Annotated in this window: 23 protein-coding genes; 4 read left to right on the forward strand and 19 right to left on the reverse strand. The window is 65.3% G+C overall.

Annotated features, from left to right (window positions below):
- Nucleotides 1-65: 65 nt before the first annotated feature.
- The 9 genes from V6M37_RS13740 to V6M37_RS13780 all read right to left on the reverse strand — a co-directional run bounded on the left by V6M37_RS13740 (nucleotide 66) and on the right by V6M37_RS13780 (nucleotide 7,660).
- On the reverse strand, nucleotides 66-707 hold the full coding sequence (locus V6M37_RS13740; RefSeq protein ID WP_332674177.1) for a PHP domain-containing protein: 642 nt from the start codon (nucleotides 705-707) through the stop codon (nucleotides 66-68).
- Nucleotides 708-733: 26 nt separating this feature from the next.
- Nucleotides 734-1,186, reverse strand: a complete 453-nt coding sequence (locus V6M37_RS13745; RefSeq protein WP_332674179.1) for a GNAT family N-acetyltransferase — start codon at nucleotides 1,184-1,186, stop codon at nucleotides 734-736.
- A 53-nt stretch (nucleotides 1,187-1,239) separates the two neighbouring features.
- Entirely contained in the window at nucleotides 1,240-1,539 is a 300-nt protein-coding gene (locus V6M37_RS13750) for a hypothetical protein (RefSeq protein ID WP_332674181.1), read from the reverse strand.
- A 37-nt stretch (nucleotides 1,540-1,576) separates the two neighbouring features.
- The gene (locus tag V6M37_RS13755) at nucleotides 1,577-1,855 is read right to left on the reverse strand and encodes a ferredoxin (RefSeq protein ID WP_332674184.1); all 279 of its coding nucleotides are present in this window, start codon (nucleotides 1,853-1,855) and stop codon (nucleotides 1,577-1,579) included.
- A gap of 104 nt (nucleotides 1,856-1,959) precedes the next feature.
- Entirely contained in the window at nucleotides 1,960-2,865 is a 906-nt protein-coding gene (gene bzdQ, locus V6M37_RS13760; protein WP_332674187.1) for a benzoyl-CoA reductase, bzd-type, subunit Q, read from the reverse strand.
- A 35-nt stretch (nucleotides 2,866-2,900) separates the two neighbouring features.
- The gene (locus tag V6M37_RS13765; protein ID WP_332674189.1) at nucleotides 2,901-3,704 is read right to left on the reverse strand and encodes an acyl-CoA dehydratase activase; all 804 of its coding nucleotides are present in this window, start codon (nucleotides 3,702-3,704) and stop codon (nucleotides 2,901-2,903) included.
- Between the two features lie 31 nt (nucleotides 3,705-3,735).
- Nucleotides 3,736-5,049: a benzoyl-CoA reductase, bzd-type, subunit O gene (gene bzdO, locus V6M37_RS13770; RefSeq protein WP_332674191.1), complete on the reverse strand. Its 1,314-nt coding sequence runs from the start codon at nucleotides 5,047-5,049 to the stop codon at nucleotides 3,736-3,738.
- 21 nt (nucleotides 5,050-5,070) lie between these two features.
- Nucleotides 5,071-6,210, reverse strand: coding sequence for a benzoyl-CoA reductase, bzd-type, subunit N (gene bzdN / locus V6M37_RS13775; RefSeq protein ID WP_332674193.1), 1,140 nt, complete (start codon nucleotides 6,208-6,210; stop codon nucleotides 5,071-5,073).
- A gap of 553 nt (nucleotides 6,211-6,763) precedes the next feature.
- Nucleotides 6,764-7,660, reverse strand: coding sequence for a helix-turn-helix transcriptional regulator (locus V6M37_RS13780; protein WP_332674195.1), 897 nt, complete (start codon nucleotides 7,658-7,660; stop codon nucleotides 6,764-6,766).
- A 224-nt stretch (nucleotides 7,661-7,884) separates the two neighbouring features.
- Between V6M37_RS13780 and V6M37_RS13785 the strand changes: the two genes are divergently transcribed.
- Nucleotides 7,885-8,154, forward strand: coding sequence for a hypothetical protein (locus tag V6M37_RS13785; RefSeq protein WP_332674197.1), 270 nt, complete (start codon nucleotides 7,885-7,887; stop codon nucleotides 8,152-8,154).
- 68 nt (nucleotides 8,155-8,222) lie between these two features.
- Nucleotides 8,223-8,876: an esterase/lipase family protein gene (locus tag V6M37_RS13790; RefSeq protein ID WP_332674199.1), complete on the forward strand. Its 654-nt coding sequence runs from the start codon at nucleotides 8,223-8,225 to the stop codon at nucleotides 8,874-8,876.
- A 181-nt stretch (nucleotides 8,877-9,057) separates the two neighbouring features.
- Here the strand turns inward: V6M37_RS13790 and guaA are convergent, their stop codons facing one another.
- Together guaA and guaB are read right to left on the reverse strand one after the other, a co-directional pair.
- Nucleotides 9,058-10,623, reverse strand: a complete 1,566-nt coding sequence (guaA, locus tag V6M37_RS13795; RefSeq protein ID WP_332674201.1) for a glutamine-hydrolyzing GMP synthase — start codon at nucleotides 10,621-10,623, stop codon at nucleotides 9,058-9,060.
- A gap of 57 nt (nucleotides 10,624-10,680) precedes the next feature.
- Entirely contained in the window at nucleotides 10,681-12,141 is a 1,461-nt protein-coding gene (gene guaB, locus V6M37_RS13800) for an IMP dehydrogenase (RefSeq protein WP_332674203.1), read from the reverse strand.
- Between the two features lie 81 nt (nucleotides 12,142-12,222).
- On the opposite strand from guaB, the gene V6M37_RS13805 reads away from it, so the two are divergent.
- Nucleotides 12,223-12,780, forward strand: coding sequence for a DUF4124 domain-containing protein (locus V6M37_RS13805; RefSeq protein ID WP_332674205.1), 558 nt, complete (start codon nucleotides 12,223-12,225; stop codon nucleotides 12,778-12,780).
- Between the two features lie 19 nt (nucleotides 12,781-12,799).
- On the opposite strand, the gene V6M37_RS13810 is transcribed toward V6M37_RS13805, so the two are convergent.
- Together V6M37_RS13810 and V6M37_RS13815 are read right to left on the reverse strand one after the other, a co-directional pair.
- Complete coding sequence (locus tag V6M37_RS13810) at nucleotides 12,800-13,123, reverse strand: RnfH family protein (protein WP_332674207.1); 324 nt, start codon at nucleotides 13,121-13,123, stop codon at nucleotides 12,800-12,802.
- Nucleotides 13,124-13,125: 2 nt separating this feature from the next.
- The gene (locus V6M37_RS13815) at nucleotides 13,126-13,563 is read right to left on the reverse strand and encodes a type II toxin-antitoxin system RatA family toxin (RefSeq protein ID WP_332674210.1); all 438 of its coding nucleotides are present in this window, start codon (nucleotides 13,561-13,563) and stop codon (nucleotides 13,126-13,128) included.
- Nucleotides 13,564-13,600: 37 nt separating this feature from the next.
- Between V6M37_RS13815 and smpB the strand changes: the two genes are divergently transcribed.
- Complete coding sequence (gene smpB, locus V6M37_RS13820) at nucleotides 13,601-14,107, forward strand: SsrA-binding protein SmpB (RefSeq protein WP_332674260.1); 507 nt, start codon at nucleotides 13,601-13,603, stop codon at nucleotides 14,105-14,107.
- 16 nt (nucleotides 14,108-14,123) lie between these two features.
- Here smpB and V6M37_RS13825 read toward each other — a convergent pair whose 3' ends face one another.
- The 6 genes from V6M37_RS13825 to V6M37_RS13850 all read right to left on the reverse strand — a co-directional run bounded on the left by V6M37_RS13825 (nucleotide 14,124) and on the right by V6M37_RS13850 (nucleotide 24,235).
- The gene (locus tag V6M37_RS13825; protein ID WP_332674212.1) at nucleotides 14,124-15,683 is read right to left on the reverse strand and encodes a protein adenylyltransferase SelO; all 1,560 of its coding nucleotides are present in this window, start codon (nucleotides 15,681-15,683) and stop codon (nucleotides 14,124-14,126) included.
- Nucleotides 15,684-15,748: 65 nt separating this feature from the next.
- On the reverse strand, nucleotides 15,749-18,508 hold the full coding sequence (gene ligD / locus V6M37_RS13830; RefSeq protein WP_332674214.1) for a DNA ligase D: 2,760 nt from the start codon (nucleotides 18,506-18,508) through the stop codon (nucleotides 15,749-15,751).
- Entirely contained in the window at nucleotides 18,505-19,539 is a 1,035-nt protein-coding gene (gene ku / locus V6M37_RS13835; protein ID WP_332674216.1) for a non-homologous end joining protein Ku, read from the reverse strand. Before ku ends, ligD begins: the two co-directional genes overlap by 4 nt.
- A 112-nt stretch (nucleotides 19,540-19,651) precedes the next feature.
- Complete coding sequence (locus tag V6M37_RS13840; protein WP_332674218.1) at nucleotides 19,652-21,082, reverse strand: ABC transporter permease; 1,431 nt, start codon at nucleotides 21,080-21,082, stop codon at nucleotides 19,652-19,654.
- Between the two features lie 4 nt (nucleotides 21,083-21,086).
- Complete coding sequence (locus V6M37_RS13845; protein WP_332674220.1) at nucleotides 21,087-22,064, reverse strand: ABC transporter permease; 978 nt, start codon at nucleotides 22,062-22,064, stop codon at nucleotides 21,087-21,089.
- Nucleotides 22,064-24,235 (reverse strand): ABC transporter substrate-binding protein, encoded by a 2,172-nt coding sequence (locus V6M37_RS13850; RefSeq protein ID WP_332674222.1) that lies wholly within the window; start codon nucleotides 24,233-24,235, stop codon nucleotides 22,064-22,066. The genes V6M37_RS13845 and V6M37_RS13850 overlap by 1 nt, the downstream gene beginning before the upstream one ends.
- Nucleotides 24,236-24,273: the final 38 nt, after the last annotated feature.

Below are 24,273 nucleotides of genomic sequence, written 5' to 3' on the forward strand. Positions count from 1 at the left end.
GACTCCGCTTCGTCAGTCCGGTCCGCGGATGTCCCGCCCGGTTTTTCCTTGCTTCCGTTCAGTAGTCACGCGGCAAGGGCGGCCTGCATGTAGCCCGGGAAATACCTGCCCCGGCACGCTCCAGCCCTGACCGCCGCGATGAAACTCTTCATGTCCGTCACCGGCTGCAGGAACTCGGTCGCACAGCGTCCGACCGCTTCCGTCTTGTGGCAGTCGCTGCCGCCGAGCGACGGGAGCCGCATATGCGCCGCAGCGCTGATCGCCAGCCCGTTGTCACTGTCGAGGTTGCCACCGTTGTGCGTTTCGACCGCGGCGATCCCGCTCAGGTCGAGCAGCCCTTCGAGCAGGCTCGACAAGCCGATTTCGCGAAACGGATGGGCCGGAACACAGATTCCTCCGAGCCCGTTGATATGTTCGACGACCTCGTTGATCGGGAGATAGTTGTTGCGCCCCCAGATATTCCAGCCATCGTCCTCGACGCCGTACGCGAGCATGTGTCCGCGGTCGGTGGCGACCTCGACGCCACGCAGCACCAGCAGCCCCTCATCGCGTCCGACCTGTTCGACCGGTTCGGACGCTTCGTACGAGTAGTGCTCGGTGATGCACACGGCGTCGAGCCCGAGCGCCTTCGCCCGCCGGATCAGGTCGACCGGCTCGAGCCAGTTGTCGTACGAGTGTTTCGTATGGCAATGGCAGTCGATCCACATGGCGAAGGCTCCCGGGGTTGCCGTGATCAGGCGACGGTGTATTCGAGGTTGATGCGCTTGGAGGGCGTGAACTTCTGCCGCGAGAAGAATTTCTCGAGCGCGAAGTCGTCCCAGTTCACCAGCGTGTAGACCTTGCTGACGCCCGCGGCCTTCATGTTCGTCATGAACTGGTCGAGCAGCTCGCTCGCGACGCCGCGATTCTGGGTGCCCGGATCGACGCCGATCGTGTCGATCGTCGCGGTCGTCTCGGGAATCCCGTACTCGCCGAAGTAGACTTCGCCCATCACGAAACCGACAACCTTGCCGTCAATCTCACAGACGAGCGACGCATTAATGTTGTGCTTCGGATTGACGGTCGCGTCGACCTTGCGCTGGTAGTACTCGCGGCGCTCTTCTTTCGAAGCTGCAGCGTCAATCCTGACGATCGCGTTCAGATCGTCCTTGTTCAGCAACCGCATTACCCGCTTCTGATCCGCCATTTGCCTTCCTCCTAAGGTGTCACCGGTGTGCGCGCCACGGGCGCGTCGCTCGTTCAGAACAGCTCGTCGTCCTTCTTCTGGCCGTTGCCCGGGCGGGTGTAGACGGTGCCCAGGATCTTGCCCATTTCGGTGTCCGCGTCGAGGCAGGTGTTGCAGCCGTCGCCTTCGCTCTTCCAGACCTCGACGTGCACTTCGAAACCCATGCCGCGATACGCTTCGGCAATTTCAGATAGCCGCGGCTCGCCGATCGTCGTCAGGCGCTTCCAGCCCTGGCCCATCAGGCGCTCTTCGACATCCTCTTCCGGCGTCGTCGAACCGGCGAGCTTGATCGGGATCAGCTTCTTCGTGCTCATAGCGGTATCGCCTGTCGTCGTGTTCATGTCGCGTCCCTCACCAGGAGTGCTTGATCGCGCCCGGCGTGCAGGCCGTCGTACAGGGCAGCGTCGTGTAGCCGGCCGGCTTGCATGCGGCACAGTCGTACGCCAGCGCGCGGGTCTTTTCCTTCTTGACCCAGGCGACTTCGTCGTCGTAGTCGTCGGTGATGATTTCGAACATCTCGTGCGGACAGGCGGTCAGGCAGCCGCGATCGGAGCACTCGATGCACTTGTCCGTGTTGATGCTGATGTAGTACTCGCCGGAACCATCCTTGTAGCCGTAGTTCGCGATCATGTCGTTCTCCCGAAAAATGTGTTCGCCGCCTACCGGCCGCCCGGGGCCCCAGGGAGTCCCTGGGGCGGATCCGGGTCGGCCGCCGGTGGTTCGGCCTTTTCTGCTTACGCGGCCTTGGCCTGCTTCTGCATCAGCGTGTAACCGAAGAGCGCCGCACCCAGCGCACCGGCGATCTGGCTGTCGATCTTCGTATCGACCGCCTTGATACCGAGGATGCGCTCGATGCGCTTGACGACGCCCGGGTTCTTCGCGATGCCGCCGGTGATGAAGAAGCCTTCCTCGACACCGATCCGCTCGAGCAGGCTCACGACACGCTCGGCCATCGCCTGGCAGTACGCGGCGATAACCATGTTCTTCGTGTAGCCGGCCTTGAGCAGACCCAGCGCTTCGGACTTCGCGAACACGACGCAGATCGACGACACGGCTTCCGGTTCGACTTCGACATCGAACGAGCGCGGGCCGAGTTCGGCGATGGGAATCTGCATCAGGTCGGAGATGACTTCCATGCCACGGCCGGTACCGGCCGCGCACTTGTCGTTCATCAGGAAGTTCGTGACCTTGCCCTTCTCGTCGCAATGGATGGCCTTGCAGTCCTGGCCGCCCATATCGAGAATCGTGCGCACGGCGTTGCCGCCCATGTAGTTCGCGCCGCGGGCGTGGCACGCGATCTCGGTGATCGCCTTGTGGGCGAAGGGCACGTTCACCCGGCCGTAGCCGGTGCCGACGACATAGTTGATGTCCTCGAGCTTCATGCCGATCTTGTCCATGATGCCCTGCAGCGCGTTCCTCGCGGAGTCCGGCGAGTTGTTGCCGGTGCGCATGCTGTTGTAGCCGTAGAGCTCACCGTCACAGACCAGCACCGCCTGCGACGACACCGAGCCGACGTCGATGCCGCAGGTGATGATCTTGGCGTCGCGCCAGTCCTTGTTCTCGTCCCAGACCGTGTTTTCCTGCCAGCGCCAGAATTCCTTCTTCTCGGGGGCGGTAGCCGCAGCAACTTCTGCATTCATTTGATCGCTCCTTTATCCGTGTCTATCGCGTGGGTTCAGTGCAGGCGCTCGGCCGCAATCAGCGCGCAGCCCAGGGCACTGACGTACTCGGGCAGGTCGGGCAGCGTCACCTGATCGACATCCATCGCGTTCTTCAGCGACTGGACGAAGCCAGGGTTGTGCGCCATCCCGCCGATCAGCACGACGTTGCCCTCGATACCGACCCGGCGCACCATCGCGCACACCCGGCTCGCCACCGCATCCAGCACCGCCTTCGCGATGTCTTCCTTCGGCGTCGAGGAGTGGATCAGCGACACCACTTCCGATTCAGCGAACACGGTGCATTGCGCGTTCATCGGGATGTTCTTGTCCGACTTCAGGCTCGCCTCGCCGAATTCCTTCAGCGTGAGCTGCAGCGCGCGGCTCATCGCCTCGGCGAACGAACCGGCACCGGCGGCGCACTTTTCGTTGCCGGCGAAGTCGATCGCCTTGCCGTCCGGATCGGTCTTGATGCCGCGGCCTTCCTCGGCGCCGACATCGACGATCGTGCGGGCTTGCGGAAACATGAACACCGCACCCTTCGCGCCGGCCGTCATCTCGGTGATGCCCTCGGTCGCGAAGCCGACCTGATTGCGCCCGGCACCGGTCGCGAAGACTGACTTCACCTGGTCACGCGTCACCCCGGCCGCGGCCAGCGCGTCGGCGAAAGCCTTGTCCGCCGCCTGGTCGGCGTCGAGGTCGCCCGGCATCATCAGATGCGCCTTCTTGACCGCGAAGGTCGGCTTGCCTTCCACATTGATTTCTTCCAGCAGCACCACTTTCACGCTGCGGGAGCCCATGTCGATTCCAGCGGTAATCATCCTCATCTCCTCCTAGATTCTCGGTTATCCATCAGGCGGCTTGGCGGCGCAGCCCGAGCTGCTCCATGAACGCATCGACGCGGGCCTGGGTGCGCACTTCGTCGAATTCGCGCTCGTCGCCCATGTTTCCTTCGAAGGTCATCACCGGCACGCCGGCCTTGGCGATCGCCAGGCGGTTTTCCATGATGCCGAGCGAGAGGCCTTCGCAACCGCGGTTCAAGTGCAGCATCACGCCATCGACACCCCACTCCTTGATGATGCGAAGCATCATTTCGGACTTCAGCTGCGGGTTGTAGAAGTGCTGCCACTGCGGCTTCGAGAGGTTCCAGTCGGCGTACAGGCGGATCGCCGTGTCGCGGTCGTTGATCTCGATGCCCTTCTCCCACGGCAGCGTGCGACCACCCCAGGAACCATCCGGCTTGTCTTCCCAGATGCCTTCCAGCGCGAAGGTGTAGAGCGAGCCGATCGACACCGCACCGTAGGTCTCGAGGTAGCGGAAGATCTTCAGGAAGGACCAGGGCGGCTGCGTGTCCGACATCATGCGCACGCTCTCGTTGGGCACCGCTGCGATGCCGCGGGCGACACGGTCCTTCACTTCCTCGTACAACTCATCCATGAAGTCCGCGCACCACTGCGACGATTTCGACAGCGTGCAGAGCACGTACAGCGAGTACATCGTCTTCTCGTCGAGCGGCGCCGGCTTCGCCTTGTTCAGCGCGCAGATGTCCGCCCAGCGGGACGTCGAACGCATTTCGTTCTTAACCGCTTTGATGAAGAGCTCGTCGTCGAACTTGCGGCCGGTCGACTTCTCGAGGAACTCGACGCCGTCGTGCAGCTGGCCCGCGACATAGTCGAGACGCGCATCGGACATATCCTTGTACGGGCCGACGCCGACATCGACGTAGAACTGCGGAATCTGCTCTTCCTTCGCGACGTGCTGGTACCACTTCGAGTGCGAGCAGCAGATCTGCGTCTGGAACACGAAGTCGGCCTTCGGGAACTCGCCCCCGAACGCGTACTTGTTCAGGTGCATGCCGCCCCAGTAGATCCGCATGTAGGAGCACAGGTCACGGGCGAAACCGTAGGCTTCCGCGGCGTCCATGCATTCCTTGGCGAACTTGCGGTCGTGCGACACCGCCGCGGCGTACGGCTCGCCGGTCAGCGAATAGACGTCGTTGCCGAGGCCGGCCGGCAGCGCATCGAGCGCCCACGCGGAACCGGACCAGCGCAGACCGCCCTTCTCCTTGGCCCGCGCGTAGTTCATGTAGTACTGCTCGCGCAGTTCCTTTGCCTTGCCCCAGAGCTTGAGCGGCTCGGTCGGATACTTGTTTGCCATTGCGTTCATCGTTCTCTCTCCGCAGTCAGTTCAGAACAGCTCTTCTTCGCCCAGCGTCTCGAGGAATGCCTCGATGCGGATACGGAAGGGGCCGATCGGGTTCGTGATGTCGAATTCCAGGAACAGCGTCGGGATACCGTTTTCTTCCAGGTGACGCTTCAGATCCGGGTAATCGCCCTCGTGCGGATCGCAGAACTTCTGCTGCAGGAAGATCGCGCCCTGGACGTTGAAGTCCTTTGCCATGCCGAGAACGTGGTCGTAACGCGTATGGGTCGGGTAATCCTTCGTCGGACAGGCGGGACGATCGCAGTAGCGGTCGGCGATCGCCTTGATCACGTCGTCTTCAGGCTTCGAAGCGTTCCAGAAGTACCGGCTGCCCGAGCACTGATCGTCCGCGACGATCGTCGCACCGACCGACTCGACCATCGCCATGAACGCGATGTCGTCGTTTTCGGAACCGATGGTCATAAAGCGCACACCCTGCTGGCGGGTCACCTGACGCGACGGCAGCGCAGCGAGGACTTTCTTCAGCTGCTCGTTGTGCTCGCGCTTGTCGATGAACTGCGCGGTCAGCGACGCGTACAGTGCCTCGACGCCGGTCACCTTCGGGTTGTCTTCCTTGCGGTATTCGTACAGCTCGCGCAGCAGGCGGCGGTTCTCATCAACGACGGCGAGCGATTCGCGCAGCATGTCGTCGGTGATTTCCTTGCCGATCAGCGTCTGGAGGAACGTCCGGAACGACTTCAGCTCCTCGTAGTGCGCCTTGCGGGCGTGCTTCGACTGCACTTCGTTGGGCATCGGCACGTAGTAGTCCCACTTCACCGTCGGCACATGCAGGCGCCACGAACCGAAGGTCTGACGGTACTGGATGCACGACTGCGTCAGGGTCACACCCTCGGCGTAGTCGAAGCGGCCGAGCAGGCCCTGCGCGAGCGAGTCACGGCAGAACGGGCAGAACATGCCGAAAATGTGCGGCTCGGTCACGTTTTGCGGCTCGTGGGCGCCGAGCACCCGAACCGGCAGCATACCGGCGGCGATCAACAACTCTTCCGCCGTATAGGTACACATCGTCGCCACCACTTGACCGCCGGTCCGCGCCTTCCAGTCCCGTGCGTAATCGTGGCGCTTCTCGTACCAGGTCTTGAACTGGTCGAACAAACCATCGCTCATCGAACTATCTCCTCTGATGTGTCCGCTGTTTCTGCGGTTGCCTGCATTATCTTGCCGTCGCTGCAGTATGTTTCCGTTCCTGCATGAAGTCGCATCATACGCATCCGAATGCATCGACTATTGACCTACGTCAAATGCGGCGCACTTCGACATGCACTCCCGTGCATTTTTTAAAGGGTTAACAGCAGAGGTTTTTGAAGAAAACCGGTAGTGAATGCATTTTGATGCATCGCAACATGCAACAAGGGGGAAGCCAGGCGGGAACGAAGAGCTACGAGCGCACCAGCAAACCCCTCACCGGCAAAGGGAATTGCCTGACTCCCGATGCGTTCGAAGTAAAGCGCGGAAAAATGGAAAGCCCGGAGACGACGACGCGGGCTCTATGGCCCCTACGGGCTCGATGGCCGGGGCGGATCGGGCGGTTGCCAGGATGGCGGGGGGGAAGGGAGGACCGGGGAAAGGCCTCGGGGTCGAGGCAGGAGTGAAAACTCAGCAACCGATACGGTCCGCGTTGTCCGGGCAGCGGCAGCGGTCGTGGAGCGTTGCCGCGGCATCAGCCGCGGAGCACCTCGAGCATCTCTGCGAAGCTCTCGTCGACGGTCTTTCCCGACGTATCGACGATCGCGTCCGCCCTGTCGTACATCGCGATCCGCCCGGCGAGAATGCGCTTCAGATCGTCCATCGCTTCGCGGCTGTCCTTGATCGGCCGATAGTCGCCCTGCGCGACGACGCGGGACATGTGCTCTTCGGGCGAAGCCTTGAGCCAGATCGTGAAGCACGACGACAGCAGCAGGTCGAAGGTCGCCGATTCCGACACGATGCTGCCGCCGGGAACGATCACGAAGCGCGGGGTGTTATCGACGATCGCCTCGAGGCTGCGCCGCTCGTAGCGCCGATACGCCGCCTGCCCGTACAGCGAGAAAATCTCCGACAACTCGGCGCCGGCGTCCTGCTCTATCCTCTTCGCGAGTTCGATGAACGGAACACCCAGATGCTCGACGAGCATCGTGCCGAGGGTCGTCTTGCCGGCGCCGCGCAGGCCGATCAGCGCAATCCGCTGGCGTCGCGACGCCTTGCCGGCCGACTCGACTTCGGCTTCGAGCAGCTGTCGGGTGCGTGCCAGCGCTGACGGGGGAAGGCGGTTCAGGTACTGGATAAGTTGCGCGAGCTCCGCCGGCTGCTCCGCCTCCTCGCGAACCAGATCGACGATCGGCAGTCCGAGTCCATGCGCGATCTGCCGCAGCAGTATGATCGAGATGTTTCCGTGTCCGGTTTCGAGTTGTGCGAGATAACGCTCGGAGACGCCCGATTGCCGCGCGAGAATCTTGCGGGTCATGCCGCGACGCGCGCGGAGTTCGCGAATGCGTTCGCCGAGCATCATCAAATAGCCGTTTTCTTCGACGGAGAGGTCGGGTCTTTGCAGTCTGCTGTCGGTGTTTGCCGTGCTCATCGGGGCGTTCTCCGGGAACGTCGTGAAGTCATGCATTATAGTGCACAAGCGCTTGCGGAATTGCAATGTTTCTGTCACGGATTATCGATTCAGTAGCCCGTTTGCCCAGAAACAGGTATTGCGGCACGCAGGAGGCGAAGGCAACATTCCGCCCCGTGCATATCGCATGAATGCGACATAGATCGCAGTACGCTTAATAATATGAGAGGAGGCACATACAACAAATGAAGCGGCATTCCGAAAACGAAACTCAGCTCGTGGACCTGCGTTATCACACTCAGGGGCCCGACCAGTTGTACATCCCGATCCCGTTCCTGTTCGTCACCGAACGCATGCGGGACGAGATCCTCGCCGAACGCGACGTCGTCATCGCGCTCGCGCCGCAGTCGACGAAGACCCGTCAGCTCGAACTGCTGTCCAAGTACGACCCGCGCGTGAGCGCGGATGCGTTCCAGTCGGTCCTGCACCTATTCGAAGTCGAGCCGAAGGGCTGATTTCCGGCCGGGGCTCCAGCAGTCCCGCCTCACCATTCCCATGCACGCCGTCCGACACCATAGTGTTGGTGCACGGACTCTGGATGCATGGGATCGTCTTTTTCCGGCAACGACAGGCACTCACGCGCCGCGGCTTCGCGGTGCGGACCTTTTCGTACCCGTCGGTACGGCAGGACCTGGCCACGAACACGGGCGCGCTCAGCCACTTCATCACGTCGCTCGACGCCCCCCGGATCCACCTCGTCGGCCACAGCCTGGGCGGGCTGCTGGTGCTGAATGCGCTCTCGCTGCATCGCGACCCGCGGCTCGGTCGCGCGGTGCTGATGGGCGCGCCTTGCTGCGGATCGCACTGCGCGAAGACGCTGGCACGGGTGCCGGGGGTGTCCGCGATCGTCGGACGTTCGATGCACGACTGGGTCGCGCGGGACATCCCGCGGATTCCCGATGACTTCGAGGTCGGCGTGATCTCCGGCGACCGGAGCCTGGGCACCGGCCGCCTCCTGCCGGGACTGCCGAAGCCGAACGACGGGATCGTCGCGGTCGAGGAGACGCTCTTCGCGCAAGCCACGGACAGCATCACGCTGCATGTCGGACATTCCGAGATGCTGTTTTCCACCGTCTGTGTCGACCAGATCGTCGCCTTCCTCCACACCGGCCGCTTTATTCACGCCAGCGTCACGGGAGCCGCCCGCGCGGCGCCGGATGCCGCGCGCGGCCGGTAGCATCCGCCCACCTCCTGGCACGCTGGGGGATACCGCTCACGATCGCCCCGCTTTCGCCAAGTCGTCGCCCCTTTCTCCCGCGCCACCCTGACACGAGGGCAAAAAAGCAAAAACCCCAGCCTTGCTGGGGTTCCGGATGGTTCTTCAGACCGCCCTCCGCGCTAGCACGGCGGGCGCTTGATTACTCCCACTCGATCGTCGCCGGCGGCTTGCCCGAGATGTCGTAGACGACGCGGTTGATGCCGCGCACTTCGTTGATGATCCGGTTGGACACCTTGCCGAGCAGACTGTGTGGCAGTTCGGCCCAGTGCGCCGTCATAAAATCCTGCGTCTCCACGGCGCGCAGCGCGACGACGTACTCATAGGTGCGGCCGTCACCCATGACGCCGACGCTCTTGACCGGCAGGAACACCGCGAAAGCCTGACTCGTCTTGTCGTACCAGTCGGCGGCGCGCAGTTCGTCGATGAAGATCGCGTCGGCGCGGCGCAGGAGATCCGCGAACTCCTGCTTCACTTCGCCGAGGATGCGCACGCCGAGGCCGGGGCCCGGGAACGGGTGGCGATAGACCATCTCGTGCGGCAGGCCGAGCGCAATGCCGAGTTCGCGGACCTCGTCCTTGAAGAGCTCGCGCAGCGGCTCGAGCAGCTTCAGGTTCAGCGTTTCGGGCAAGCCGCCGACGTTGTGGTGGCTCTTGATCGTGTGCGCCTTGCCAGTCTTCGAGCCGGCCGATTCGATCACGTCCGGGTAGATCGTGCCCTGCGCGAGCCACCTCGCGTTCGGCAGCTTCTTCGCCTCCGCCTGAAAGACTTCGACGAACTCGCGGCCGATGATCTTGCGCTTCGCTTCCGGGTCGGACACCCCCGCAAGGTGGCCCATGAACTGGGCGGTCGCATCGACGTGGATGACTTTCACCCCGAGGTTGCGCGCGAACGTCCGCATCACCTGCTCGGCTTCGTTCAGTCGCAGCAGGCCGTTGTCGACGAAGACGCAGGTAAGCTGGTCGCCGATCGCTCGATGCAGCAGCGCCGCGACGACCGAGGAATCGACGCCGCCCGACAGGCCGAGGATGACCTCCTCGTCGCCGACCTGCGCGCGGACTTTCGCGATCGCCTCCTCGACGTAATCGGGCATGTTCCAGTCGTGGCCGCAGCCGCAGATCTCATGGACGAAGCGCGCGAGCATGTCGCGGCCCTTGATCGTGTGGGTGACTTCCGGGTGGAACTGCACCGCGTAATACTTGCGGACCTCGTCGGCCATCGCAGCGACCGGGCACGACTCGGTGCTCGCGATGACCTTGAAGCCGGGCGGCAGGTCGGTAACCTTGTCGCCGTGGCTCATCCATACGTCGAGCAGCCCATGTCCTTCGTCGTTCGTGCGGTCCTCGATCCCGCGGAAGAGTTCGGAATGCCCGCGCGCGCGGATCTCGGCATAGCCGAACTCGCGCTTGCCGGAGCTTTCGACCTTGCCGCCGAGCTGCTGCGCCATCGTCTGCATGCCGTAGCAGATCCCGAGCACCGGCACTCCGAGTTCGAACAGGCTTTGCGGCGCGTGCCAGCCGACCGCCTCATAGACGGAGTTCGGCCCCCCGGAAAGGATCACGCCGGACGGCGCAAACTCGCGGACGAAGGCATCGGAAACGTCGAATGGGTGGATCTCGCAATACACCTGCTGCTCGCGAACCCGCCGCGCGATCAGTTGAGTAACCTGGGAGCCGAAATCGAGGATGAGGATTTTTTGGTGTGCCATGTCGCTACCGGAAATGAGAAGGGCGGCCGAAGCCGCCCCGAATGAAACGGCGAGGAATCAATCGACGTGGTAGTTCGGCGCTTCCTTCGTGATCTGCACGTCGTGGACATGCGATTCCCGTACGCCGGCGGACGTGATCTCGACGAATTGCGCGCGCTTATGCATCGCGGGAATGCTTTCGCAGCCGAGATAACCCATCGACGCGCGCAGACCGCCGACCAGCTGATGGATCACAGCGGTGACCGGCCCCTTGTACGGCACGCGCCCCTCGATGCCTTCGGGCACGAGCTTGTCGGCATTGCCGTCGGATTCCTGGAAGTAGCGGTCGGCCGCGCCCTGCTGCATTGCGCCGAGCGAGCCCATGCCGCGGTAAGCCTTGTACGAGCGCCCCTGGTACAGCACCGTCTCGCCGGGGGCTTCTTCAGTGCCGGCGAAGAGGCCGCCGAGCATCACGACGTTCGCGCCGCTCGCGATCGCCTTCGAGATGTCACCGGAGAAGCGGATGCCGCCGTCGGCGATCAGCGGCACGCCCGTGCCGGCGAGCGCCGTCGCGACGTTGTCGATCGCGGTGACCTGGGGCACGCCGACGCCCGCGATGATCCGCGTCGTGCAGATCGAGCCCGGGCCGATGCCGACCTTGACGGCGTCGACGCCGCAATCGACGAGCGCCTTCGCGGCGTCCCCGGTCGCGATGTTGCCGCCGATGACTTCGACATCGGGGAAATTCTTCTTGACCCAGCGCACCCGATCGAGCACACCCTGGGAATGGCCGTGGGCGGTATCGACGACGACCACGTCAGCCCCCGCTTCGACGAGCGCCTCGGCCCGCTCCTCGGTGCCGGCACCGACACCGATCGCGGCGCCGACGCGCAGGCGGCCGAGCCCGTCCTTCGCGGCGAGCGGGTGCTCGGTCGATTTCATCATGTCCTTGACGGTGATGAGACCGCGCAATTCGGCCGCGTCGTTGAGGACCAGCACGCGCTCAAGGCGGTGCTTGTGCATCAGCCGCCGCGCTTCCTCGAGGCTGTCGCCCTCCTTCACCGTGACGAGCCGCTCGAACGGCGTCATGATCGCCGAGACCGGCTGATCGAGGTTCGTTTCGAAGCGCACGTCGCGGTTCGTCACGATACCGACGACGCGCTTGCCTTCGACAACCGGCAGGCCGGAAAACTTGTGCAGCCGCGTCAGCGCCATCACGTCGCGCACGCTCATCGTCGGCGGAATCGTGATCGGATCCTTCAGCACGCCGGATTCGAAGCGCTTGACCTTGGCGACCATCGCGGCCTGCTGCTTCACCGCGAGGTTCTTGTGGATGATGCCGATGCCGCCTTCCTGGGCGAGCGCGATCGCGAGGCGCGATTCGGTCACCGTATCCATGGCGGCGGAGACGAGGGGAATGTTGATCCGGATGTTCCGCGTCAATTGCGCCTGAAGGCTGACATCGCGCGGCAGGACTGTCGAGTGGGCGGGAACGAGAAGGACGTCATCGAACGTCAGCGCCTTCTGAATCACTCGCATGGCTTCTATCCTTTCGACCAAATCCGTATTATACAGATCGCGCTCGCGCGTGGTAAGCGGCGCTTTCACGGAGTTCCAGCGATGCGCCGCATCAATCTGCTTGTCATCAGCCTGTTCCTCGCAGCACCCGCTTGCGCCGAGATCTATCAATGGCGCGACGCGCAGGGGCAGGTGCATTATTCGGACACTCCGCCGGCCGGCGCGAACGCCAGAACGCTGCGTGAGACGCAGAGAACCGCGAACGCGCCCCACCCCGCAGATGCCGGCGCGGGCAACCCGGCGCAAGGGGCGGACAAGTCGGGCCAGATATCGAAGGACGGAGCCGGCAAAACAGCGCCGGAAGGCGGCAAAGCGAGCGCCGACTCGCTGAAAGCGAAGACGCTCGCCGAAAAGGAAGTCGAATTCCGCCAGCGGCGCGCCGAAGCGGCCGAAGCCAGCGCGAAGGCGGAAACTGAACGCCAGCAGGCTGCGGCACGGCAGCGCGACTGCGAACGCGCGCGCAATCAGCTCGCGGCACTCGAATCGGGACAGCGCATGGCGCGCTTCAACAGCTCGGGCGAACGCGAAGTCCTCAACGATGCGGCCCGCGGGGATGAGGTCGCGCGGGCACACAGCTTCATCGCGTCGGCCTGCAAGTAGCCCGCATCGGCCGGCGGAACTACTCCTCGCCGCCCGCCGCACCGCCCTTCTTCATCACCTTCCCTTCTTCGGCGCGCTTTTTCCGCACGGCCTTCGGGTCGGCGATCAGCGGGCGGTAGATTTCGACGCGATCGCGGTCGCGCAGCGGCGTGTCGAGCCGCGTGAGTTTCGCGAAGACGCCGACCTTGTTGCGCCCGTCGAGTTCGATCTCGGGATACTTGCGCAGGATGCCGGACGCTTCGATGGCGTCGCGCACGGTCGCGCCGGCGGGGACGCCGACCTTGAGCACTTCCTGCACGTGCGACAGCGCGTAGGAGACTTCGACGTTGATCAGATCGGCCATCTTCAGCTCTTCGGGTAAACCTGCTGTGCGCGCTTCACGAAGGAATCCACGAACGTGTTCGCGATGTGGTTGAAAACCGGCCCCACCGCCTTTTCGAGCAGCCTGTTCGAAAATTCGTAATGCAGGTTGAATTCGATCTTGCAGGCGCCCGGGCCGAGCGGCGTGAAATGCCAATGGCCGTCGAGATGCTTGAACGGCCCGTCGCGCAGGCGGATCAATATCTTCACCGGCGCGAGCTTTTCGTTCTGCGTGCTGAAATGCGCCTTCAGGCCGTGGTAATTGATGTGCAGCGTCGCGACGGTGACCTTGTCCGTGCGCGCAGGCACCTCCGTTCCGCCGCACCAGGGCAGGAACAGGGGGTAGTCCTCGCAGCGGTCGACGAGTTCGAACATCTGCTCGGGCGTGAATTCGACGAGGACCTGCTTCTTGACGTCAGCCATGAGGGTATGAGGACGGCCTCGGCGCCGAACTGCTAAAATCGGCGATTCTACCGCAAGCCGACCGGGTACATCCCGCTCCAAGGACCGACCTCGACCCATGAGCATCATCGACAACCGCAAGGCCTTCCACGACTACTTCATCGAAGAGAAGTACGAGGCCGGGCTCGTGCTCGAAGGCTGGGAAGTCAAGGCGATCCGTGCCGGCCGCGCGAACATCAAGGAAGCGTATGTAATCCTGCGCGGCGAAGAGATCTTCATCCTCGGCATGCACATCACCGCGCTGCAGAGCGCGTCGAGCCACGTCAAGCCGGACCCGGTACGCACGCGCAAGCTGCTCCTGCATGCGGCGGAAATCTCGAAACTCATCGGCAAGGTCGAACGCGCCGGCTACACGCTCGTGCCGCTCGACCTGCATTACGCGAAAGGCCGGATCAAGGCGACGATCGGGCTGGCGAAAGGCAAGAAGCAGTACGACAAGCGCGAAGCCGAGAAGGAGCGCGACTGGGAGCGCGACAAGGCGCGGTTGATGCGCGTGAAGGCCTGAGTCTTCCGCCACGCGTTCACGAACTGCACGACAGCATCGAACATCCGGCGCGCTGGCGGGCCCAGTCCGGGCGTTTCGCCGCGAACCGCTCGCGTCCCGGCTGGTTGTCATACGGGCGCCGCATCACGTCGAGCAGTTCGGCGATCAATCCGTAGTCACCCTGCTCCGCGGCGTCGATCGCTTGCTGTGCGAGATAGTTGCGCAGCACGTAGCGCGGATTGACCGCATTCATCCGCGCGCGACGCTCGTCGGGTGTCATGCCTTCGTTGCGCGCCCGCGCCGCATACGCGGCGAGCCAGGCGTCGAACTCCGCTTCGTTGCGCGCCGCCTTCTCCTCCGTATAGAACGCCTCCCGCAACGGGTCGAGCGTCGGCGCATCGAGATCGAGCGACGCGAGCTTCCGGAAGAAGATCGTCATATCGACCTCGGCCCGAGTCAGGAGCCGGTGCAGCGTGTCCACGAGCGCCGCATCCGCGTCGCGGAAAGTCTCGAAGCCGAGCTTCGCGGCGAGCATTCGGCTGCTCTCGTCGTCATAGACTTCGGCGTAGCGCTCCAGGCCCGCGTGCAAGGCTTCCACGGCGCCGAAAGCCGGGTAGAGCGCGTTCGCGAGCTGCAGCAGGTTCCAGTGCGCGATGTGCGGCTGATTGCCGAAGCGGTAGCGCCGCCCGCCGGCATCGGTCGTGTTCGGCGTCCACCCCGGATCGAAGTTGTCGATCCAGCCGTACGGACCGTAGTCGATCGTCAGCCCGAGGATCGACATGTTGTCCGTGTTCATGACGCCGTGCACGAAACCCACCCGCATCCAGTGTGCGACGAGCCGCGCGGTGCGCTCGCAGACGGTCCGGAACCAATCTGCGCGGCGAGCCTCGGTCGAACCGACGAGCTCGGGAAAGTCCCGGGCGATCGTGAAGTCGACGAGGCGCGTCAGCAGGGCCTCGTCACCGCGGGACGCGAAAATCTCGAAGTTGCCGAAACGAATGAAGGACGGCGACACGCGGCAGACGACGGCGCCCGGTTCCGGCCGCGGATGTCCGTCGTAGAACATGTCGCGGACGACTTCCTCGCCGGTCAGGACAAGGCATAGCGCGCGCGACGTCGGCACGCCGAGGTGGTGCATGGCTTCGCTGCACAGGAATTCGCGGATCGACGAGCGCAGCACCGCGCGACCGTCCGCCTGCCGCGAGTACGGCGTCGGCCCTGCCCCCTTCAGCTGCAGCTCCCAGCGCTCACGGCCCGCGTTGACCGTCTCGCCGAGCGTGATCGCGCGGCCGTCCCCGAGTTGTCCGGCCCAGTTGCCAAACTGGTGGCCGCCGTAGCACGCCGCGTACGGTTCCATGCCGGGCATCAGCGCGTTGCCGGCGAAAACCGCGGCGAATTCGGCCGAGCGGACTTCGGCCTCGTCGAAGCCGACGAGCGCAGCGACTTCGGGCGACCAGGCGACCAGCTGCGGCGCTCGCACCGCCGTTGGCATCACGCGCGAGTAGCAGGCACCGTGAACCTGGCGTACGTGCGCCGACGGCTCGGGGTCGCCGGGAAGGTCATGGACAAAACGGTTATCGAAGGCGAGTGATTTCATCGGCTGGGGACTTCGTCGTTGTTATCGTCGGAGTTCGTTCGCCGCGAACGGTTCGTCGCGGAAAGTCACGGAGGCGGCTCGCCGAGCGCTTCCCACATCGGGCGCGTCAAGCGGCTGCGCTTTTTCGCGTAGTCGCGCCACGGATCCTCGCGGCGGCTTTCGAGTCGTCCCGGAACCGTGACGATCGTGAAGTCCGCGGGGTTCAACTCGGCGCCGAGTTCGTCCCACGCGAGCGGCATCGATACCGGCGCGCCGGGACGCGCCCGTGCAGCATAGGCGCAAATCGCGGTGGCGCTCGCGCCGTTGCGCAGATAGTCGACGAAGACGCGTCCCGTCCTGCGGTTCTTCGCCATGTTCGCGGTGAAACGGTCGGGCAGGATACGCGCGAGCTGCGCGGCGAACGCTTTCGAGAAGCGCTTCACGTCCTCCCACGCCGGGCCGCGCTGCAGCGGCACGACGACGTGCAGCCCCTTTCCCCCGGTCGTCTTCAGGAAACTCGGCAGCCCGAGCTCGCCGAGCAGTCCGTGGACCAGCCGCGCCGCCTCGACGACCCGCTTCCAATCCACGTCCGGCGCGGGGTCGAGGTCGATCGTGATGCGGTCGGGGCGGTCCGCCCGCGGCATCGTGGAGCCCCAGGTATGGAACTCGACCGCGCCGCGCTGGACCATGCCGATCACGCCTTCGAGGCTCGTGACGTAGAGATAGCTGCGCCGGCTCGGCGAGGCCCCTTCCCAGATGAAGCTCTCGACGTCGGCGGGCCGCTCCTGGCCCATGTGGCGCTGGAAGAAGCACTCGGCCGCGCTGCCGTCCGGGCAGCGCAGCAGGCTGAGCGGACGGTTCACGATATGCGGCAGCAGCCAGCGCCCGATCTCCTCGTAATAGCGCGCGAGATCCGCCTTCGTCAGACCCGCGTCCGGCCAGACGACACGCTCCGGATTGCTGATGACGACACCGGCGACGCGAACCGATCCTTTTTTCGCGGCAGCGCGCTCGCCCGCTCCAAGCGTCTTTGCTTCGGTCGTAACCGCTGCCGCTGAACCGGCCTTCTTGCGGGTCCTGCCGACTTCGTTGCGCGTCGGCGTCGCCCCGTCCGTCCTCGCCTCGTCACCGGAAGCCGCCGCGACCTCGTCCGTATCGTCCAAAGCGCCGCCCTCGACCGGCACCGGCGTCTCGCCGTGCACGAGGCGCGCCGGCTTGTCCTCGCGCAGGCCGGCGAACGCGGCCTGCCGCAGAAGGCCTTCGCGCGTCCAGCCCGCGTATTCGACTTCGGCGACGAGCGTAGGCCGAACCCAGTGCTGACCGGCCGGGCGGGGCTTGCGGGCAAACGGACAGTCGTCGCGTTCGAGCGCTGCGAGGCGCGACGCCAGCCGCGCGAGCGTCGGCTGGTCGAAGCCCGTGCCGACCTTGCCCGCATAGTTGAGTTCGCCCGCGTCGTCGTAGAGCCCGACGAGCAGCGCCCCGAACCCCTTGCGCGCGCCGCCCGGCTCCGTGTACCCGCCGATGACGAACTCCTGCCGCGGCCGACACTTGAGCTTGATCCAGCTGCGGCTGCGTCCCGAAACGTAGCGCGCATCGCCGCGCTTGCCGATCAGCCCTTCCAGCCCGATCCGGCAGGCCTGTTCGAGCGCTTCGCCCGCGCCTTCGGCGAAATGCCCGCTGAATCCGATCGCCCCGCCGTTCCGGTCCGCGAGCGCGTCGGCGAGCAGGCGCTTGCGCTCGACGAGCGGCAAGCCGGCGAGCTCCCGGCCTGCGAGCCACGGCGCGTCGAAGACGTAATAGACGATCTGCGCGGTCGAGCCGGCGTCGAACGCGTTCTGCAGCGCCTGGAAATCCGGCAGGCCGTCGTCGCCGTTGACGACGATTTCGCCGTCGAGCCAGCTGTCATCGAATTCGAGCGCGGCAAGCGCCTTCGCGAGTTGCGGCAGCTTCCCGGTCCAGTCGAGGCCATTGCGCGTGAAGAGCGTCGCCTTGCCGGCTTCCAGCTTTGCCATCAGCCGGTAGCCGTCGTACTTGATCTCATAGAGCCAGTCGGATCCGGGGGGCACTTCGGCGACGAGGCTCGCAAGCTGGGGCGCGACGAACGCCGGCAGCGGGCTGCGTCCTTCGCCCTCGCCCTTCGCCGCGCCGCCCGCTTTCCGGCGCGCGCCCCCGCCCGAGATTTCCCGCGTTCCCGTTTTCCGCTTCGCCGGGACGTCACCGTCCGACCGCGCTCCGGGAACCGCGCGCTCGGACATCCGCTTGACGCTTCCCGGTCGCGTCAGCGTGATCTCGGCGTCGTCGCCGGTGCGCGCCTCGTCGTCGTCCTCCTTGATCAAGAGCCAGTTCGGCGGCCCTTCCGGCGCATCCTCGTCCGCCCTGCCCCGCATCCGCACGAGCGTCCAGGCGCCCCTGAGCTTCTCGCCCTCGAGCCGGAACTTGAGCTTCCCCTTCGCGAGCGCCGCGGCAGGATCCGGCGAGAGGCTCAACCAGCCGCCGCGGTCCCACAGCACGACCTGGCCGGCACCGTACTGCTTCGCCGGAATCACGCCCTCGAACTCTCCGTAGTCGAGCGGATGGTCCTCGGTCTCGACCGCGAGACGTCGCTCCGACGGGTCGAGGCTCGGCCCTTTCGGCACCGCCCAGCTGCGCAGCACGCCGCCGAGTTCCAGACGAAAGTCGTAATGGAGGCGCCGCGCCGCGTGGCGCTGGACGGTGAAGGAAAGCACTTCCCCAACCCCCCGCCGCGCCGCGGCTCCGCTCGGCTCCGGCGTCGAGGTGAAGTCGCGCATCTCGTGATAGCGCGCAAGCGGGCCCTCGGCCGCCTTGTCCCTGCCCGCCTGCTTCATGCGCGGCGCCGGCGCGATTCAGCGGGTTTCTCGGCCGGCTCCTTGTCGCGGGGTTTCGCGGAAGACGAACGCGCGCCGGCCGCCTTGCTCCGGCCGCCGGAACTCGCGGGCTTCGTCGCGCTCGCGCTCGACGGAACCGACTTGCCCGAGACCGTGCGGCGCGCGCGCGCGCGCTTCGTCTCCTCGCCCGCTTCGTCCGACGGTTCGGGAGCCTTCCCCCCCGCCGGTTTCCCCGCGCGCCCTTCGAGGCTGCGCTTCAGCAGCGCCATCAGGTCGACGACCTCGGCACCAGCCTCGGCCGCGCGCGGCGCCTCGGCCTCGGCGACGACATGCGTCTTGCCCGATTCGATCTTCTGCTCGATGCGCGCCATTAGGTCGTCGCGGTAAGTGTCGCGGTACTGTTCCGGCGCCCAGTCCTCGACCATGCCCTCGACGAGGCGCTCGGCCATCTCGAGTTCCCGCTCGGACACGCCGAGCGCTTTCAGCTTGTCGTCTGGTAGCTTCAGTTCGGCCATTGAACGGATTTCGTCGGCGAAACGCAGCGTGTTCATCAGCAGCACGTCGCCGACCGGAATGACCGCCGCGAGATGCTGCCGGCTGCGGATGACGACGGTCGCGAGGCCGACGCGACCGCTGCGCCGCAAGGTCTCCCGCAGCAGCGCGTAACCCTTTTCGCCGCGCCGGCCCGGCTCGAGGTAATACGGCGTGTCGAAGTAGTACGGCGCGATGTCTTCCTGGGCCACGAAGCTCAGGATGTCGACGGTCTGCGTCGCCTTCACGTTCGCCTCGCGGAAATCCTCGTCGGTGACGACGACGTACTGGTCCTTCTCGTACTCGTAGCCCTTGACGATGTCCTCGGATGCGACGACCTCGCCGGTACGCTTGTTGATCCGCTGGTAACCGACCGGAGCGAAGTCGCGGCGGTCGAGGAGGTCGAGGTCGAGCCGGTTCGCGGTGCTCGCCGGGTAGAGGGCGACCGGGACGTTGACCAGACCGAAGGCGATGGCGCCTTTCCAGACGACCCTGGGCATGATGACTCTCCTGCATCGCAGGCGCGCCGCGGCGGGAACGCCCGCTGCGCGCCCGGGGAGAGATTTCAGCAAACCGCGTTCCCGGGCTCCTCCGAGCCGGATCGGCCAACCGCTATCCGCGCCGCGGATCGAACGCGTCGCGCACGACGTCGGCGAAGAGGTTCGCCGACAGCACGAGCACGAACATGAACACGAACGCGGCGGCGAGCGACCACCACACCATCGGCTCGCGCGCGAGCTCCGCGCGGGCCATGTTGATCATCGTGCCGAAGCTGATCGTGCTCGGATCGACGCCGATGCCGACGTAGGACAGCACCGCCTCCGCGAGCACGAGGCCGGAGAAATCCATCACCAGCGCGATCAGCACGATGTGCATCACGTTCGGCATCACGTGGCGACGCAGGATAGCCGCGGTGCCGACGCCGAACGCGCGCGCCGCGAGCACGTAGTCGAGCTCGCGCAGCTTCAGCGTCTCGCCGCGCAGCAGCCGGCACAGGCCGGTCCAGCTCGTGATGCCGAGGATCAGGCACAGCGCGAGCAGCCGCGCGTCCGAGCGCTCGGCCGCCGTCGAGAACCATTCCGGGTGCGTGTCGATGACGACCTGCATCATCAGGACGGCCGCCGCGATCAGCAGCACGCCCGGGATCGCGTTGAGCACGGTGTACAGATACTGGATCACGTCGTCGACCCAGCCACCGAGGTAGCCCGCCATGATCCCGAGCGCGATCGCGAACGGCAGCATCACCAGCGTCGTCAGCGTGCCGATCAGCAGCGCGGTGCGCACGCTTTTCAGCGATAGGTAGAGGACATCCTGGCCAACCTTGTCGGTGCCGAACACGTGGTAGTGCGCGCCGAGCGCGACCGCCGTGCCGGCGACGAGCAGGATCGCCCCGAGCGTGACGAGCGCCGCGCGCCATGCGAGAACCGTCTCGCCGCGCAGCACGGCCGTCGCCGCGTCGCGCACGCCTCGTGCGCTGCCCCGGGCAACGCCGAGAATCACGACGACCACGGCAAGCAGCCACAGCGCGAGGGCCGCCGCCGCGCCGCCGACGAAGCGCTGCCGGACATCCTGCGGCAGCTGGTTCGCCGGATCGTCCAGATGCGCCGCGCCGTATGCGAGACGCGGGTAGATCCTCTCCTGCCCGCCTCCGGGAAGTTCGAGCGTTTCACGCGCATACAACTCGGCGGCGAACGGCGCGGAGTATGTCTTTTCGACGCGCAAGCGCAACGGCGCGAGCAAGGCATCGAGGGCGCTGAGGACTTCCGAGGAATACGCGGCCGAATCCGCGGCCGACGAGGGGACGACTCCGCCCGTTCCGACGGGTGCCAGCATCGGACGGTAATGCAGGCTGTCCGCGATACCGATCGCGAGAAACGCGAGCAGGACCGTGGCCGCCGACATGCCGGTCGCGCGGCTGCCCACTTTGCGCCACGCAGCCCGCAACGGCTCGCTGCGGCGCACGTGCACGATCGCCGCCAGCCCGATCGCGAGCAGCAGGAAAAACAGCGCGTCGGTCCATAGCAGGACGAAGCGGAAGTCCATGCGGCTACTCCAGCCTCACGCGCGGATCGACGAGCGTGTAGGAAATGTCGGTCAGCAGCAGCCCGACGATGTACAGCACCGAGCCGATGAATACCATCGCGCGCACCACCGCGAAGTCCTGCGCGTTGATCGCGTCGATCGTGTAGCTGCCTAGCCCCGGAATGCCGAAGAACGACTCGACGAGTAGGCTCCCCATGAAGAGCAGCGGAATCACGACGACGACGCCGGTCAGGATCGGGATCATCGCGTTCTTCAGCACGTGACGGAACAGCACGACAAGCTCCGAGAGCCCCTTCGCGCGCGCGGTGCGTACGTAGTCCTTTGAAATCTCCTCGAGGAAGATCGTGCGGTACCAGCGCGCGCTGGAGCCGATGCCGGCGACGACGCTGATGACGACCGGCAGCACCAGGAAGCGCGCGGCGTCGAGCCCCGGCGAATAACCGGAGATCGGCACCAACGCCCACAGCTTCGACACGAGCCATTGCCCGCCGATGATGTAGAACAGGCTCGAGATCGACATCATGGCGACGCACACCACGACGCCCCAGAAATCGAGGTAGCTCGCGCGGAAAAACACCAGCATCAGCGCGAACGACACCGACACGAAGAGCCCGAGCACGAAGGTCGGCAGCGCGATCGCGAGCGACGGCCCCATGCGATCGCGGATTTCCTGCGCGATGTCGCGACCGTCGTCGGCGCGACCGAAATCGAACGCGAACATCCGCAGCGATTTCTCGAAAAAAATCGTGTCGGTGAGCTTTTCCGCGCCGTCCGCCCGCGTGTTGACGAACAGCGGCCGGTCATATCCGCGCTCGGCCTTCCAGCGTTCGATTGCTTCGGGGGTGACGCGCTTGACCCCGAGCTGCATCCGCGCCATGTCGTCGGGCGAATTGACGACGAAGAACAGCGCGAATGTGATGAGGTTCACCCCGATCAGGATCGGCAGCGCATAGAGCAGGCGACGGACGATGTACGCGAACATCAGACGCTTCCGACGCCGGTCGCGCGCTCGCGCCGGCGGTAGTGCACGACGGCGGGCGCAATGATTGCGACGAGCAGCAGCACCACGACGGCGAGCGGCCAGACGACGGGCTTGTTCCATTCCTTGCGCAGGGCTTGCCGCCGTTCGAGATCGATCCGCTGGTATTTCAGCGTGTTCCGCACCATGCTGCCCGGCTTGCGGTTCATCACCCAGCCGTGCTGCAGCGAATACGCTTTCGGGTGGAAGCCGAACACCCACGGCGCGTCGTACTGCAGCATCGCGATCATGCGGTCGATGATGCGCTGCCGCTCGACGCCGTCGGGCATCCCCTTCATCTGTTCGAACAGACGGTCGTATTCGGGGTTGACGTAATTCGCGGCGTTCTGCCCGGATTCCTTGACCTTCGCCTGCGCGCCATGCAGCAGGAACAGCATGTTTTCCGGGTCGGGATAGTCCGCGTTCCAGCCGAAGAAGAAGAACTGCGCGTTGCCTTCGCGGATCTTGTCCTGGAAGCGGTTGTAGTCGGTCGGGCGGACGACGAACTGCACGCCGAGCTCTCGGAACTGCTTCGCGAGCCAGTCCGAGCGCGCCTTGTCGCCGAGCCCGCCGGGCGTCGTGTCGAGGTGGATCACGAGCGGCTCGCCGGTCTTCGCGTCACGACCGTTCGGATAGCCGGCCTCCGTGAGGAGGCGCCGCGCGACGTCCTTGCTCCGCCGGACCGCCTTGCCATCGCGCCATTCATAGACGACCGGGTTGATCCCCGCCTCGCCGTCGCGGGCGCCGAAAATTCCCGGGGGAATCGGATGCATCGCCGGAACGCCTCGGCCGTTGAGGAAGATCGACACGAACTCCTCCATGTCGAGTGCGATCGAGATCCCCTGCCGCAGCTTGCGCGCGCGCTCGCGTCCGGCCTGCGTGTCGCCGCCGCCGACGATCGGGTCGAGCATGTTGAAACCGAGGTAGAACACCGACGGCGACACCGAGGTCAAGAGCTCGATACCCTGCTCGGTCATCTCGTCCGACAGCAGGACCTCGCCGGTGCTGCTCATGTTCACCGCTTGGTCGAAGTTCTCCGACGACACCCCGGACGCATCGTAATAGCCCTGCAGGAACTTGTTCCAGTACGGGATCCCCTCGCGCTCGCGTGAGAACACGACCTTGTCGAGGAAGGGCATCGGCTTGCCGCAATCCTCCAACAATCCCGCGGCCGCGTCGCCGGCTTCACCCTCGCACGGAAAGGTGTCGCCGCGGTAGTTCGGATTCCGGACGAGCACCATGCGCGCGTTCGGGTTGTTCTCGGCGAGCATGAACGGGCCGGTGCCGATCGGCCACCAGTCCAGCACGAGATTGCGCTCGGCCATCCCCGGCTGGCCGAAGAAACGGTCGGCCTCGCGCGGCACCGGTGCGAAGAAGGGCATCGACAGCCAGTAGAGGAACTGCGGATACGCGCCCTTCAGCGCGATGCGGTAGGTGTGGCGGTCGACGAGCTCGACGCCCGGCAGTTCGAACGCATCGAGATCGATCCATTCGCCGGGGTTACGCCCGGCTTCGTCCGCGAGCCGGGCCTGCAGCGTCTTCAGCCCGGGGATGTACTCGGCCATCAGCTCGAAAATCGGCGAATGCAGGCGCGGATGCGCAAGGCGCTTGATCTGGTAGACGAAATCGCGCGCCTCGAGCTCGCGTGTGCCGGTCTCGGGAAAGTCGCCGAGCACGCGGACGTCGTCGAGTTCACCGGGCGGCAGATCGAGGTAACGCGGCCTCCCGTCGGCGCGCTGCGCGAACGCCGGGTGGGGCTGATAGAGGATGCCCGCCCTGATGCGGATCTCGTACACCGATCGCACGGCCTGCGCAGAGGGCGCGTCGGCGGGCAACTCCTTGCCGTTCGCCCCGTAACGGCGCACGGTCGGCATCGCCTCCGCGCTGCCGGGAACGAGCACGTAGGGCCGCTTCAGATAGTGATACTGCAGCGGCGGCTCGTAGATCTGGTATAGGAAGGCGGCCTCGTCCTCGCTGTAGGACTGGACCGGATCGAGGTGCTTCGGCCGGTCGGTGAACGCGGTATACATCATGTTCTGTCCGCGCTCGGACGCCGGATAAGGGCTGTTCCAGGCATCACCGCAGGCGGCGAGGAAGACGCATGACATCAGCAGCAGGAAGGCGCGCAGGAACATGGCCGAATTCTACCTGCTGGCCCCCGGGTCGCGCGCAG

Origin of the sequence: Aromatoleum sp. (assembly GCF_036675785.1) — a bacterium.
Lineage (GTDB): Bacteria > Pseudomonadota > Gammaproteobacteria > Burkholderiales > Rhodocyclaceae > Aromatoleum.

What these genes read in the sequence shown, in the direction of transcription:
- V6M37_RS13825 (WP_332674212.1), bottom strand. Translation starts at nt 15,683, where the DNA reads ATGAAATCACTCGCCTTCGATAACCGTTTTGTCCATGACCTTCCCGGC.
- V6M37_RS13850 (WP_332674222.1), bottom strand. Translation starts at nt 24,235, where the DNA reads ATGTTCCTGCGCGCCTTCCTGCTGCTGATGTCATGCGTCTTCCTCGCC.
- V6M37_RS13810 (WP_332674207.1), bottom strand. Translation starts at nt 13,123, where the DNA reads ATGGCCGATCTGATCAACGTCGAAGTCTCCTACGCGCTGTCGCACGTG.
- V6M37_RS13840 (WP_332674218.1), bottom strand. Translation starts at nt 21,082, where the DNA reads ATGGACTTCCGCTTCGTCCTGCTATGGACCGACGCGCTGTTTTTCCTG.
- bzdO (WP_332674191.1), bottom strand. Translation starts at nt 5,049, where the DNA reads ATGAACGCAATGGCAAACAAGTATCCGACCGAGCCGCTCAAGCTCTGG.
- guaB (WP_332674203.1), bottom strand. Translation starts at nt 12,141, where the DNA reads ATGCGAGTGATTCAGAAGGCGCTGACGTTCGATGACGTCCTTCTCGTT.
- ku (WP_332674216.1), bottom strand. Translation starts at nt 19,539, where the DNA reads ATGCCCAGGGTCGTCTGGAAAGGCGCCATCGCCTTCGGTCTGGTCAAC.
- bzdN (WP_332674193.1), bottom strand. Translation starts at nt 6,210, where the DNA reads ATGAGCGATGGTTTGTTCGACCAGTTCAAGACCTGGTACGAGAAGCGC.
- V6M37_RS13765 (WP_332674189.1), bottom strand. Translation starts at nt 3,704, where the DNA reads ATGATTACCGCTGGAATCGACATGGGCTCCCGCAGCGTGAAAGTGGTG.
- V6M37_RS13740 (WP_332674177.1), bottom strand. Translation starts at nt 707, where the DNA reads ATGTGGATCGACTGCCATTGCCATACGAAACACTCGTACGACAACTGG.
- V6M37_RS13750 (WP_332674181.1), bottom strand. Translation starts at nt 1,539, where the DNA reads ATGAGCACGAAGAAGCTGATCCCGATCAAGCTCGCCGGTTCGACGACG.
- guaA (WP_332674201.1), bottom strand. Translation starts at nt 10,623, where the DNA reads ATGGCACACCAAAAAATCCTCATCCTCGATTTCGGCTCCCAGGTTACT.
- V6M37_RS13785 (WP_332674197.1), top strand. Translation starts at nt 7,885, where the DNA reads ATGAAGCGGCATTCCGAAAACGAAACTCAGCTCGTGGACCTGCGTTAT.
- V6M37_RS13780 (WP_332674195.1), bottom strand. Translation starts at nt 7,660, where the DNA reads ATGAGCACGGCAAACACCGACAGCAGACTGCAAAGACCCGACCTCTCC.
- V6M37_RS13805 (WP_332674205.1), top strand. Translation starts at nt 12,223, where the DNA reads ATGCGCCGCATCAATCTGCTTGTCATCAGCCTGTTCCTCGCAGCACCC.
- V6M37_RS13755 (WP_332674184.1), bottom strand. Translation starts at nt 1,855, where the DNA reads ATGATCGCGAACTACGGCTACAAGGATGGTTCCGGCGAGTACTACATC.
- V6M37_RS13845 (WP_332674220.1), bottom strand. Translation starts at nt 22,064, where the DNA reads ATGTTCGCGTACATCGTCCGTCGCCTGCTCTATGCGCTGCCGATCCTG.
- V6M37_RS13745 (WP_332674179.1), bottom strand. Translation starts at nt 1,186, where the DNA reads ATGGCGGATCAGAAGCGGGTAATGCGGTTGCTGAACAAGGACGATCTG.
- bzdQ (WP_332674187.1), bottom strand. Translation starts at nt 2,865, where the DNA reads ATGAATGCAGAAGTTGCTGCGGCTACCGCCCCCGAGAAGAAGGAATTC.
- ligD (WP_332674214.1), bottom strand. Translation starts at nt 18,508, where the DNA reads ATGAAGCAGGCGGGCAGGGACAAGGCGGCCGAGGGCCCGCTTGCGCGC.
- V6M37_RS13815 (WP_332674210.1), bottom strand. Translation starts at nt 13,563, where the DNA reads ATGGCTGACGTCAAGAAGCAGGTCCTCGTCGAATTCACGCCCGAGCAG.